This is a genomic window from Ensifer sp. GW101-20A05, assembly GCF_059424735.1.
Genome location: NZ_JBWKZT010000019.1, coordinates 99298 through 112272, shown reverse-complemented (window position 1 = coordinate 112272; position 12975 = coordinate 99298). Strand labels below are relative to the sequence as shown.

10 protein-coding genes and 2 pseudogenes are annotated in these 12975 nt (G+C 60.9%); 8 read left to right on the top strand and 4 right to left on the bottom strand.

Going from position 1 to position 12975, the window contains the following annotated elements:
- Positions 1-115: 115 nt before the first annotated feature.
- Both AC070A_RS30400 and AC070A_RS30395 read left to right on the top strand, forming a co-directional pair.
- Positions 116-417 (top strand): annotated as a pseudogene (locus AC070A_RS30400) (DUF982 domain-containing protein).
- Between the two features lie 246 nt (positions 418-663).
- Positions 664-885, top strand: a complete 222-nt coding sequence (locus tag AC070A_RS30395; RefSeq protein ID WP_425989140.1) for a PAN domain-containing protein — start codon at positions 664-666, stop codon at positions 883-885.
- A gap of 164 nt (positions 886-1049) precedes the next feature.
- Here AC070A_RS30395 and AC070A_RS30390 read toward each other — a convergent pair whose 3' ends face one another.
- The 3 genes and pseudogenes from AC070A_RS30390 to AC070A_RS30380 form a co-directional block, all read right to left on the bottom strand.
- Positions 1050-4316: an error-prone DNA polymerase gene (locus tag AC070A_RS30390; protein WP_425989137.1), complete on the bottom strand. Its 3267-nt coding sequence runs from the start codon at positions 4314-4316 to the stop codon at positions 1050-1052.
- Positions 4313-5837: pseudogene (locus AC070A_RS30385) on the bottom strand (Y-family DNA polymerase). Before AC070A_RS30385 ends, AC070A_RS30390 begins: the two are co-directional and overlap by 4 nt.
- Positions 5752-6513 (bottom strand): ImuA family protein, encoded by a 762-nt coding sequence (locus AC070A_RS30380; RefSeq protein WP_057250094.1) that lies wholly within the window; start codon positions 6511-6513, stop codon positions 5752-5754. Before AC070A_RS30380 ends, AC070A_RS30385 begins: the two are co-directional and overlap by 86 nt.
- A gap of 230 nt (positions 6514-6743) precedes the next feature.
- Between AC070A_RS30380 and AC070A_RS30375 the strand changes: the two genes are divergently transcribed.
- Positions 6744-7415, top strand: coding sequence for an SOS response-associated peptidase (locus AC070A_RS30375; RefSeq protein ID WP_113737917.1), 672 nt, complete (start codon positions 6744-6746; stop codon positions 7413-7415).
- 7 nt (positions 7416-7422) lie between these two features.
- The gene (dinB, locus tag AC070A_RS30370; RefSeq protein ID WP_309140595.1) at positions 7423-8508 is read left to right on the top strand and encodes a DNA polymerase IV; all 1086 of its coding nucleotides are present in this window, start codon (positions 7423-7425) and stop codon (positions 8506-8508) included.
- A gap of 70 nt (positions 8509-8578) precedes the next feature.
- Here dinB and panD read toward each other — a convergent pair whose 3' ends face one another.
- Positions 8579-9031, bottom strand: coding sequence for an aspartate 1-decarboxylase (panD, locus tag AC070A_RS30365; RefSeq protein WP_113737916.1), 453 nt, complete (start codon positions 9029-9031; stop codon positions 8579-8581).
- A 616-nt stretch (positions 9032-9647) separates the two neighbouring features.
- Between panD and AC070A_RS30360 the strand changes: the two genes are divergently transcribed.
- The 4 genes from AC070A_RS30360 to AC070A_RS30345 all read left to right on the top strand — a co-directional run bounded on the left by AC070A_RS30360 (position 9648) and on the right by AC070A_RS30345 (position 12967).
- Positions 9648-9953, top strand: coding sequence for a DUF982 domain-containing protein (locus AC070A_RS30360; protein ID WP_082615807.1), 306 nt, complete (start codon positions 9648-9650; stop codon positions 9951-9953).
- Positions 9954-10095: 142 nt separating this feature from the next.
- Entirely contained in the window at positions 10096-10437 is a 342-nt protein-coding gene (locus AC070A_RS30355) for a hypothetical protein (RefSeq protein WP_156414627.1), read from the top strand.
- A 456-nt stretch (positions 10438-10893) separates the two neighbouring features.
- On the top strand, positions 10894-12201 hold the full coding sequence (locus AC070A_RS30350; protein WP_057250082.1) for a hypothetical protein: 1308 nt from the start codon (positions 10894-10896) through the stop codon (positions 12199-12201).
- Positions 12188-12967: a COG3904 family protein gene (locus tag AC070A_RS30345; RefSeq protein WP_113737914.1), complete on the top strand. Its 780-nt coding sequence runs from the start codon at positions 12188-12190 to the stop codon at positions 12965-12967. The genes AC070A_RS30350 and AC070A_RS30345 overlap by 14 nt, the downstream gene beginning before the upstream one ends.
- Positions 12968-12975 lie beyond the last annotated feature (8 nt).

Below are 12975 nucleotides of genomic sequence, written 5' to 3'. Positions count from 1 at the left end.
GGATATCGATCACCGCGCGAGTTCTTAAACCGTCAAACAGAAACCTGATCCTGTCCGGTTTTTATGGGGCAACTCCACTTCCTTGTTGAAAACCCGCGAATTCAGTGAGGTAGAAATGCACACGAAGATGTTTGACCGGCCAGTTTACCTGCGTGAAAGGAAGGATCTGGTCCTCGAAATCACCAATCTCGACGACGCGATCGATTTCCTTGAGAGTGGTCCAAAGGAGATCGCGACATCATCCACGACGCGACCCTGAAGACGTGCTATCTGGCCCATGACGGGCACAAGCCCGTTCGGGTGGCGCGAGACGCATTCCGCTCCTTCGCGAAGAAGAAGGGCATACTCGCGAAAGCTCCCGCGGTTCTGCCGTGGATGGTCAAGACCAAGTCCGGTGGCGGTAGGATTTCACCCTAAACTGACCATCAACAGTGAGAGGCTGCGCTTGCGGCCTCTCTGCCCCTCGTTCCCGACATTCTGCGACTTCGGACGCATGAAACGAGAACATCTCGCGATGTGCGCCGAACATGACCGCTCGAGACTCCAAGAAGCCGCCGCGCGCAAATAGCGCAAGCTTGGCGTAATGAGCGCGCAGAAGCGCACGGTCTGGAGCCGGATAGTTGAACTGACCCCAAAAAGTTGGATGCCACTTTTTGAGTTGATATGAAGGATTCGGAGAAGCAGAAGTTAGCAGCCGTGGAGGCCTACATCGAGGGCTGCCAAGGGCTGATCGATCCGAAGAAGGCGCGGTTCGATCTACCTGAAGGCGATCTGGGGGTCCGTGCGTATATTTTGAACGCAACGCCTTTGCAGTGCCTACTGGCCTGCATCGACAATGACCGGTGTGTTGCGTTCACCTACATCAAGAAAGAGAGGGAATGCTGAAGGGCGCTGTCGGCACACCTCTTTTCAAATCCGGCATGATTTCCGGTATGAAAACTTTCCAAACCTTCGCGCCAGCGAAGATTGTCGGCCTCGACTGACGCGGCCGCGTTTCGCCCGACTTGAAAGGATACGAGTCGTCGTCCTGCGAAGGGTCAACTTTCCCCTCACCGAAAGTCCCGCGTCTTCACCTTGATCGCATCGAGATGCAGATAGGGATCCACGATGTCGCGAGGCCGCGGCCCTTTCGGCAGCCCGCGCGGATCGGGCGTCGGCGCCCCATGATGAAACTCGTCACCTCGCCCATGCGGAAGCGGAAAGCCGGCATCCCGATCGCCGACGCTGGCAAGCTCTGCGGATAGATCGGTCAGCCGATGGGCGACGAGATGCACCACCTCGCCTTCCCGCTGGATACGGCCATAGACGCCGAGCATGCCTGCACCAAGCACCACGCGGCGATACTTCTCGAAGGTCTTTGCCCAGATGACGAGGTTGGCAATGCCGGTCTCATCCTCGATGGTGATGAACATCACACCCTTGGCCGAGCCCGGCCGCTGGCGGACGAGCACCAAGCCCGCGGCTTCCAACCATTTTCCGTCGCGCGTCAGCATCGCGTCGCGGCAGGTGATGATGCGACGTTTCGAAAGATCAGCGCGCAGGAACGAGAGCGGATGGTTGCGCAGCGTCAGCCCGACATGCCCATAGTCCTCCACCACCTCCGCACCCGAAGTCATGGGCCTCAGCGCCACAAAGGGTTCATCGAGTTCGGCGACAGTCCGGCTTTCACGGGCCGAAGCGGCGGCAAAGAGCGGCAGCGGCTCGTCGCGCAATGCCTTGATCGCCCATAGCGCCTCGCGCCGCGCAAGCCCCAGCGAAGGTTGGAAGGCGTCGGCTTCGGCAAGCTCGACGAGCGAGGCAGCCGGCACGCCTGCCCGGCGCCAGAGATCGTCGACGCTCTCGAAAGATCGTTCCTCGCGCGCGGCAACTATTGCCGCAGCATCGGTGTTCGCGAGCCCCTTGATCATGCGAAAGCCGAGACGAACGGCAAGACGGCTTTCATCGGCCGTTGCCTCGAGCGTGCAATCCCAGCGGCTGGCGTTCACACAAACCGGGCGGACTTCGACACTGTGGTCGCGCGCATCCCGCACGATCTGGGCCGGGGCGTAAAATCCCATCGGCTGAGCATTGAGGAGAGCCGCACAGAATACGTCCGGATGCCAGCATTTCAGCCAGGAAGAAGCATAGGCAATCAGCGCAAAGGAGGCGGCGTGGCTTTCAGGAAAGCCGTAGCTTCCGAACCCTTCGAGCTGCTTGAAGGTCTTCACGGCAAAGTCCGGTTCATAGCCGTTTGCGACCATGCCCCGGACAAGCTTCTCGCCGAACTTCGAGACACCACCTGTATGCTTGAAGGTCGCCATGGCGCGCCTGAGCTGATCGGCTTCTCCGGGCTTGAAGCCGGCGCACTCGATCGCGACCCGCATCGCCTGTTCCTGGAAGAGCGGCACGCCGAGCGTCTTGCCAAGAACCTGCTCCAGTTCCGGCTTCGGATAGACAACCGCCTCTTTTCCCTCGCGCCGACGAAGATAGGGATGCACCATGTCGCCCTGGATCGGGCCGGGCCGCACGATCGCCACCTCGATAACGAGGTCATAGAAGGTGCGCGGCTTGATCCTCGGCAGCATCGACATCTGCGCGCGGCTCTCGATCTGGAAGGTGCCGAGCGTGTCGGCACGCCTGATCATCGCGTAGGTGCGCGGGTCTTCGGCCGGGATGCTCGCGAGATCGAGATTGATGCCCTTGTGCAGGGCGAGAAGATCAAAGCCGCGCTTCATGCAGGAGAGCATGCCGAGCGCCAGGCAATCGACCTTCATGAACTTGAGGATATCGATATCGTCCTTGTCCCATTCGATGACCTGACGGTCGGCCATGGCGGCCGGCTCGATCGGGACGAGTTCGTCGAGGCGGTCATGGGTCAAAACGAAGCCGCCCGGATGCTGCGACAGGTGGCGAGGTGCTCCCATCAGCTGCCGTGCCAGGTCCAGCGTCAGGCGCAATCGCCGGTCAGAAAGATTGAGATTGAGCTCCTCGGCATGTTTCTCGCCGACGTCCTCGCCCCAGCCCCAGACCTGTGACGACAGCATCTTCGTCATGTCCTCAGGCAGCCCAAGCGCCTTGCCGACATCCCGAATGGCGCCCTTCGACCGGTAGCGGATAACCGTCGAGCAAAGGGCCGCGTGATCGCGGCCATAGGTCTCGAACACCCATTGCATCACGATCTCGCGGCGCTCGTGCTCGAAGTCGACGTCGATGTCAGGCGGCTCGCGCCGCTCCTCGGAAACAAAGCGCTCGAAGAGAAGGTCGTTTATGTCAGGGTCGATCGAAGTAATACCAAGCACATAGCAGATGGACGAATTGGCAGCCGATCCCCTGCCCTGGCAGAGAATGTCTCTTGAACGGGCAAAACGTACGATCGCGTTCACCGTCAGGAAGTAGGGCGCATATTGAAGCTTCTCGATTAGTCGAAGTTCGTGCTCGAGGTTCTTTCGGACCTTGGCCGGCAACCCTTCGGGATAGCGCCAGGCAGCGCCCTCCCAGGTGAGTTGCGCCAGCGTCTGTTGCGCCGTCAGCTCCGGGTTGGATCGCTCCTCCGGATATTGATAGGCGAGCTCGTCGAGCGAAAAGCGGCACCGCTCCATGATCTCGATGGTGCGGCCCAGGGCTTCGGGGTAGCGCGCAAAGAGGCGCGCCATTTCTTCGGGCGGCTTCAGGTAGCGGTCGGCGTGCCGCTCGCGGCGGAAACCGGCCTCGTCGATTGTGATGTTGTGTCGAATGCAGGTGACGACATCCTGCAGGATGCGGCGCTCGGGCACATGAAACAGCGCATCATTGGTGACGACCGTCGGCACCCCGATCGAAATCGCCATGTTGGAAAGCTGGTGAAGCCGCAACTGGTCGTTCGGCCGGCGGCGCAGCGTCAGCGCCAAGTAAGAACGATCGCCAAACGCTTCCTTCAGACGCCGTAGGCGCAACGCGCAGTCCTCATCAGCAGCATCGGGAATGAGGACGGCGATCAGTCCTTCGCCATAGGCAACGAGATCGGACCAGTCGAGCCGGCATTTCGCCTTGCCGCCGCGCTTCTTGCCGAGCGACAGCAGCCGGCAAAGTCGCGCATAGGCCGGCCGGTCTGTCGGATAGACGAGCACCGAGAGGTCGCCTTCAAGATCGAGGCGGCAGCCGACGACCAGCCGAACGCCAGCATCCTTGGCCGCCTGATGGGCGCGCACGATGCCGGCAAGACTGTTGCGGTCGGCCACCGCCAGCGCCTCGATGCCGAGCGCTGCTGCGCATTGAAACAGCTCTTCACAGGAGGAAGCACCGCGCAGGAATGAGAAATGGGAGGTAGCCTGCAGCTCGGCATAGCGCGGCGTCGTCATCCGAAGATCCCGTGCAGGAACCATTGGTGGCTGCCGGTCTCGCTGTGTTCGCCGTCGCCTGCGCGATATATCCAGTAGCGCTCGCCGGCGTCGTCCTCGACCTGGAAATAGTCGCGCACGGCGACGAGCTCGGCGTCACGTTTCCACCACTCGCCGAAGACGCGCTCCGGCCCATCGGCGCGTCTCACCCGCCGGCGCACGCCGCGCCAGGTGAAGCTGACCGGCGGATGATCGGGAAGCAGCGCCATCGTCTCGATCGGTTCGGGATGGACAAGCAGGCGCACCGGCCTTGGCCAATGGCCGGGCCAGGTCTGGCCTTCGTCCGGCGCCATCGGCGCGATGCGGTTGATGGAGCGCTCGGGCACGTCGCTTGCAACCGGTGCAAAGCGATAGAGCCGACGTGCGCCGATACGGTTTCCCAAGATGTCGATCAGGCCGGAAACATCGGCGTCCGGCTCATCGACCAGCGAAGAGATGATCTGGCTCGCCACAAGCGGTTCGGCCTGGGTTGCCGTCAGCGACATGATCTCGATCCCGAAGCCAGGGTCGATCGTTTCGATCCGATCGGTAATAAGCCGCGTCAAGCGCTTGGCGTCGCGAACAGGGGTCGCGGTACCTGCGCGGATCGCCTGGTAGGTGTTGTCGACGCGATGGAAGAGAAGATCGACGCGACGCGCGCCAAGACCCTTTTCTTCCAGTACCCGACAGAGCATGAGCACCAGCTTGGCTGTATAGCGCGCGATGGTCTCGGCAGCCGCAATTGGTTCACCAAAGGAGCGGCGAACCTCGATGAGATCGGGCGTGCGCACCGGGTCGATCGGTTCGACAGTCTTTCCCAGGGCCTGGTCGAGACGACGGCCAAGCTCGGGTCCAAATCGGAGAGCAAGCGGCGCCCGCGGCACGCCGGCCACCTCGCCGATCGTGTTGAAGCCAAGCACGCGAAGGCCATGAACGATTGCCGGATCGAGGCGCAGCGCTGCGATCGGTAGGTTCTGGATGATGTCCTCCTGCGCGCACGGCGCGATGACAAGCGTCGGATGAGCGAGAAACCGGGCGCCGGCATGGGCCGCCCCCCAACGTATCGGCAACGGCAGCCCGTGCTTCGATGCCGGATCCGAAGAATCGGTTGACCATGCCCGAAAGCATCAGGTCTTCGCCGCCATGCAGGTGATCGGCACCGGTCGTGTCGATCACCAAGCCGTCGGGCGGGTCGGCAGCGACGATCGGCGCGTAGCGCTGCAGCGCCCAGAGCGCCAGGCGTTCGAGCGCTTCTGCATCAGCCGCCGGATCGGCGTCCATGACGACAAGATTTGTGACGAGCGCCTGGGCCTTCGTGGCAGCCATGCCCGGCCTCAGGTTAGCGGCTATCGCCGCAGCATTCGCCGAGAGCACCACGCGCCGGCGTTTTTCGCGACCGACGAGGACGAGAGGCGTTTCAGCCGGTGGCGCTGCGTCGCCGAGCTTGCGCCTCAGGCGATCCGTGGACCAGCTCGGGAGGAAGAGCGATACGACCCTTGGCATCTGGGGCCTCCACTTCGAAATCTGCACTTTCGCCGGCGCGGCAGCGGATAAGTTCGACCAGCCAACGCGCGCGGCCGACGCCTGGAACCGGCAAGGGGGCCGACGGCAGGACGGACACCCGCCAGCGCGTGACCGATGCCGTCGGCTGCCCGAAATCCGAAGCCTCGGCCTGTCGTCGCCAGCGGCGGATCGCGATACCCATCGTGCCTGAGCTTTCGGCCGCAAGCTGCAAGCGGCGTGAAGAGGTCATCGAAAGGCGGGCGAGTTCGCCGACGACGGCCCCAAGTCCGCCGTGGCGAAGCCCTTCTTCCATGCAGGCGAGAAGCGCCTTTTCGTCGCCGGCCTCCACATAGATGACGCGGCTCGGCGAAAGACCTACTTGAGCCAGCGCCGGCGCGAAGAGATCCGGCCGCGTCACGCACCAGAGCACCTTGCCCTTCGAGCGGGCGGCAATGCCCGCCGAAAAGAGGGCGGCTGCAGCGCCGTCGATTGCACCGTTGCCGCCGCCGGCGACCTCATGCAACGAACCGAGTGTGAGCCCGCCGCCCGGCAAGCGCCGATCAATCTCGACGACACCAAACGGCAGGACCTGCCGTCCACGGCCGCTCGTGCCCTCGAGGCGCTGGATGCGCTCGCGAAGTGCTGAGACGACGATATTGTCGACTGGACGGGACATTTTGGAAGGAACAACTCCTCAGGGCTATGCATTAGCGCTTCCTGTTGATATGTTCTCTATTTGTTCCTATTTGGGTTGCGAGTCAACGAAGTTCAGAAAAGAGCCTGTTGATTGCGATCCGCACGGAGACGCGGCCTCGCGCAGACGGATGCGTCGGCCGCCGGGAACGGCGACAGAGGCGCGCGGGCGCTGGTATGAAGGACGATGAGAAAAGCGGAGGATCAGAGCCCGTGTGCAATCTCTACAACATCACGACGACACGCGATGCCGTGATCGCATTCACCAAAGCCTTCCGCGACAAGGCCGGCTGGAACCAGCCATCCTATGACGTTTATCCCGGCTACCAGGCGCCGGTTGTTCGCATCGGCGACGACGGTCAACGCGAGATCACGCGTGTCACCTGGGGCATGCCCTCGCCGCCGGCTTTCGTGAAGAACTACGATCCAGGCGTCACCAACATCCGAAACGTCACCTCTCCGCACTGGAGACGCTGGCTCGGGCCGACCAGTCGCTGCGTCGTACCCTTCACCTCCTTTGCCGAGCCGGATCCGGCAAGCTTAGTTCCCGGCGGGAAAATCCCGAACGCCTGGTTTGCCGGCAACAAAGAGCGGCCGCTGATGTTCTTCGCCGGCTTCTGGACACCGTGGAAGGGTGTCAGGCGCGTGCGCTATGGTGAGCGCGAATATGAGCTTTTCGGCTTCCTCACCACATCCCCGAACGAGATCGTCGCGCCGATCCATCAAAAGGCCATGCCGGTGATCCTGACCACACCTGAAGAGGTCGACCTGTGGCTCACCGGATCCTGGGATGAGGTGAAGCACCTGCAGCGGCCGCTTCCGGGCAACATGCTTGTTGTCGTCGAGCCGCCTGCGCCATCGCCGGGCGAGGAACTATTGCTGTGAGCCAACCGTGACAGATACTTTCAGGCAGCCGCGCAAGATCATCCATGTCGATATGGATGCCTTCTACGCCTCGGTGGAGCAGCGGGACAATCCCGAGCTTCGCGGGCTTCCGATCGCCGTCGGCTTTGGCGAGGCCCGCGGCGTGGTGGCAGCCGCGAGCTATGAGGCGCGCAAGTACGGCGTCCATTCGGCCATGCCGTCCGTCACCGCCAAGCGGAAATGCCCGGATCTGGTTTTCGTGAGGCCGCGGTTCGATGCTTACCGCGCAGTCTCACAGCAGATCCACGCGATCTTTGCCGAATACACACCATTGATCGAACCGCTCTCGCTCGACGAGGCCTATCTGGATGTTACCGAGAACCTCAAGGGAATGGAGGTTGCGACCGAGATCGCCGAGGAGATCCGCGCAAAGATCAGGGCAAGGACAGGCTTGACCGCTTCGGCCGGCGTTTCCTACAACAAGTTCCTTGCCAAGATGGCTTCCGACCAGAGGAAGCCGGACGGCCTCTTCGTCATCACCCCGAAGAACGGTCCGGCTTTCGTCGAGGCGCTGCCCGTCAAGAAATTCCATGGCGTCGGCCCGGCAACCGCCGAGCGCATGCACAAGCTCGGCATCGAAACGGGCGCCGATCTGAAGGCTCACGATATCGCCTTCCTGCAGCAACACTTCGGAAAATCAGGGCCTTACTTCTACTGGATCGCCCGCGGTATCGACGAGCGCCAGGTGAAGGCCGACCGGGTGCGCAAGTCCATCGGTGCGGAAGACACGTTCTTAGTGGACGTCCACGATTTTGAAACCGCGCGAGCCGGTCTCGAACCGCTGATCGAAAAGGTCTGGCGCTATTGCGAGGCGAGCGGCATTCGCGCCAAGACCGCTACGCTCAAGGTAAAGTGGGCGGATTTCACGCAGATCACGCGAAGCAAGACAACTGCAGCACCGATCGCGAGTGCCGCCGAGCTTGCCGCGGTCATGACGATGCTGTTGTCTCCGCTCTTCCCTGCTCCGAAAGGCATCCGGTTGCTGGGCGTGACCCTGTCGTCGCTTGAACCAGCCAAACTCGAAAGCGCGCCGCAGTTCTCATTAGCGCTTTGAGGAAGACGCAAAAGGCCGGCCGCGCCAGAGACCACGGGGCCTGACATGCTTGCGGACTCTCAGCGAACCATCAGCTACCGGACACCATGAGCGGTATGGGCAACGCCGTCTCAGCCTCGCCGAGGATTTCGAAGGTGTATTTGCTCGATGCATCGACCCCCACCGAGTAGCAGAGGCGATCCTGCACGTGGTTGTTCTCGTCGAAGGTCAGCACTTTCGGCTTTAAGGAAGTAAGCCGGCTTTCGTCGAGGTAGACCGAGTTGCATATGATGATCTGGTCGCCGGGCTGGCAGGTCCTTGCGGCCGCACCATTGAGGATGCAGCACCTGGATCCGCGCTCACCGAGGATGACGTAAGTGGAGATGCGCGCGCCGGAATTCTTGTTCCAGATCTCGACGAACTCCATCGGCAAGATGCCGGCCTCCTCACAGTGGTCCGGGTCAAGAGTTATCGACCCATGATAGTTGAGGTTCGCCTCGGTGACATAAATGCCATGGAGCTTCCCTGCGACCAGCTTTCTCATGCTTTTTCACGCCTCGCGGTTGATCAGGTTCCTCGCGCCTTGGCGCTGCCGACCGACGCGGAGATCTTCGCGCTCCGACAATCGCCAAGCGGAAATTGAAAAGAAAGCCCCGCCGGGGAAGGCGGGGCAACGTTCGCACCCAGATGGCTCTCTGAACGCGGGGAAGAAAAAGTCCATCGGCCGAGCCGATGCACTCAGATACGAACAAAGGTCCCCGCAAGGAAGGTCGCTTTCGGCAATTCCGGTACGGTTTTGCTAATATATCAACCTGCTCAAATGACGACCCCGGATCTCGTGACACTCGGTGCCCGCCACAAAAGCGCCGAGTATTCCTTGATCGCTGCTTACCTGCATCCGGAGGCGGTTTGCGCGGCAGCGATCAGACAAGCTCCATCGTCCTTCCGTAGTCCGCCGCGGACATCTCGCGATAGCCCATGGCCGGAGGCCGGCACTAGGTTCCCTCACCGCGTTCTCGCAATCCGTACGGCGAATGTACTAGGCCTGTCCCCCGAGATGACTACTGTATCAACGTTGAAGGATGGGGCTTGTCGCTATATAATTTCATTTCTAATTTATGTTAATTTTTCAATCCGTTAACCTGCGGAAGGAGGACATTATGCGCCTTCCTGAGATACCTTGGGCGGTCCCGTTATCTGTTCGTTTGCAGTCAGGATCGAACCGCATTTTCGCATCGGTCTACGACGCGCTGGATTTTCTGGAACATGAATGGCCGATACGGCACGGACAAGGCTATGAACGAGCCATGATAACGTGCCGCTGTGCGTTGAATCGCTCCGTTCCAGCAGCGGTCGCCCGAGATGCCTTCATCGGTGCGTGTTTGGAGGCTGGCATGGCAACGTCAGCGGTTGCTGCCCACTACCATGCGCGCTCGGGACCCCACGGCAACAAGCCATTGACCTGACAACGCCAATTTGCGCACGAAAACCGCATCGCACCGACAAGCAGGAAAGTCGGGTTCCAAGTCATCGAGACCTGGCATTGGAGTTCGTTGCACCACATAGCCGCTCTGCCCCGGTTACTCAGCTACTGGAAACCTTGTTCCCGTGGCGAGCCATCTCGGTGAAGAAAGAGGGTCTGGACGAGTGCCTCGCGAGTTTTCCTGGTTCCAAGGCGCGCTGCGCATCGTGGAACATGTCGCTGGCAGCCTCGTTCTTCTTCAGTACGAATGGGAAGAGCGATGTGGCGACGAAACGACTATGGTTCACCTGAAGAACGAGCATCCGGGATGTTTCCTGTTTGGCTCATCCTGTTCGGGCTTTGTGCTGTTCTGGTTTATTTGGCCGTGGGCGGAGCGCTCCTGGGAGATGGCGCCCCGCAAGCTGTCTTCCTGCCACCCGTTGCTGGTGACTAGTCTCCAACAACGGCGGACGGTCGGGATCGAGTAGTCCGATGGGAGGCGACACACATGTCGATAACGGTCCTGATAGCAGCCACGTGTGTGACATTTGGCGTCGTATGTATGGCATGGGCGGCGCTTAGCCGACGCCCTCTCAGCGATCCACAGGACACAAAGCCGACACTTGAACCCAAAGGGCAGGGTTTGCGCTTTCTCGGCTTGCCCAGAAACGCGCTCGGCCTCGGCCTGATCTTGATCGGGTTGGCGTTGTTTGTTGTGTACGCCTGGACAGATTGAATTTCGGCCGAGGATCCCTTCCTGCTTGGCCATAACCGCCTCACCCAATGTTCGCGCGCATTGCTAACCTGTTTTTGGACAGGAGATCTGCATCCAATTCTTCATGGTCTGATGCGAACCCCGACGTCACGGCGAAGAATCCGGCCTTTATTCCGCCCGTTTCTTCATACTCTTTTAAGGAATACATTCCTTTTGCGGAGAGCTGACCATGGCGACCGGCGCATCCCAACGTTTGCACGACGGGGTCGCTGCCGTCGAGACGATGACGCGGTTTGCCGTAGCAGTTCTTGCCCTTGCCTCAGGCGTCTACACATACCTCGGTGTACGCAGCATCCTGGATGGCTCGCCGACTGCGGTGTTCTTTGCTGCGGTCATCTACTCGGCTTCTGTCTCGGTCGGAATCTACGCCTTTTGGTCCTATATGGCCCGCTTCTATCCGCATATCACCACCCATAGGGGCCGCGCCTCCATGCTCGGCGTCATGGCGCTTGGCGCGGCCATGATCCTGGCTATGTCTAGCTGGCTGAATGCGGCGGCGCTCGCGGGTTCTGCCGCGCTCGAGCAGCATCTTGCAGAAACCGTTGAAGACTATACGGCAGACCTTGACCAGGCCCACCAGAACGCGCTGGCCGCCCAAAGCCTTTTGCCCGACATCCAGCGCGCATCCGAACGGTTTGCTCAGCTTGCTCAATCTGAACGGCAATCGGGCGCCCTCACCGGCACAACAGGTTCAGGAAGCGTCGTGCAGCTGCTGTCTCAAATGTCAGCACAGATGAAAGATCTCGAAAGCGGGATCAACGCCTCACGCGAGCAGGTGACGACCTTGTTCAATCAAGGACAAAAGCGGCTGGAGGCTATGCGCACCCTGGTCTCGGCGCCCGGTGCAATCGAGCCGCGCGCCGATCAATTCTCCTCGGAAGTCGTAGCGCTCACAGGCGTCATAGCCTCGCTCGGGCAGACGTCCATCGCACCTTCGATCCGTCGCGCGGCCGACGATCTTTCTCTCGGCTTTATTGCTCCGGTTGCTGACGGTGGTGATGCAGACCTTGTCGACCGTCAGGACAGAGTAATGGCAACCGTGCGCGCTTCAGTGGCGGCTCAGTCGAAGGTGCTTTCTGAGGCTGCCGACGAGATCCTTGCGCGCACACCGGTTAAGGAACACCGGTTCGTGCCATTGTCATCTGCAGAAGCGGTGTTGCGCTACGCCGCCGACTTCATTCCCGCCTGGGCAGGCGCCGTCTCCATCGATCTCCTGCCCGGCGTCTTGGTCTTCATTCTGGCCGTCGTCCATGGCGCAATCCGCAAACAGGAGGAAAGCATGCCGTTTGCGGAGCGCATCACGGCGGCCGAACTCTTGCAGGCTTTGGAAGTGCGGCATGCCTTGACGAATAACGGGGTAAACCTCGAACAGGCCGTTGCGGAGCCGGAACCGGAGAAAGGGCTAGAGGAACCAAACAACATCACCAGTCTCGATCCACGAACACGTCCGAAGGATCGATCGAATGAGGATCGATGAACCGATCAGGATGCTGAGCCGCCTGGACGATGGCGCCTTAATGCGGGGGGCCTTCCTGCTGCTATTGGCGTTGACGACGGTCTTTCTCCTTATCGATGTTCGCGAAATCGCAACGAAGAGACAGCTGCCAACCTTCGATCCATCCCACCCGATGCCCTTCTTACCACCTGCCGGAACCAAGGCGGATCCGGACCGGCCTACGGTAAACCCGGCAAGCCCAATCGAAGATCTAGCCAAGCCCATGACGTTCAATCTTGGTCCAGGGGGCTCCTTGCTTGCTGAAGGAACGCTCGACCTAGGCGCAGCCTTGCGATTTGCTCGCGAGGTCGAACAACGCGGCGAATATATCAAAACCGTAGAGCTCAACTCGCCGGGGGGCTCGGTAGACGACGCATTGGCGATCTCCAGGCTGATCCGAGAAAAGCGGCTGAACACCAAAGTGGCATCGAGAGCACTGTGCGCATCCTCATGCCCGATTATCCTGTCAGGCGGAGTCGAGCGCCTTGCGGAATCCGACGCGGTCGTCGGCGTGCATCAGCTCTTCAGCGACAGCAATGATCGGCCGACGCTACAGGAAGCCATGTCGGCAGCCCAGTCCGCCACTGCCCGGATCGCGCGCCATCTCGACGCGATGGGTATTTCTGCCAACCTTTGGTTCCACGCTTTGGAAACCCCTCCGGATCATCTCTATTATTTGACGGCGCAGGAAATGGCCGATTTTCGGCTCACGACAAAGGCCGCGGCTCGCGCCAAGAAGAAGAACTAGGTCGACGC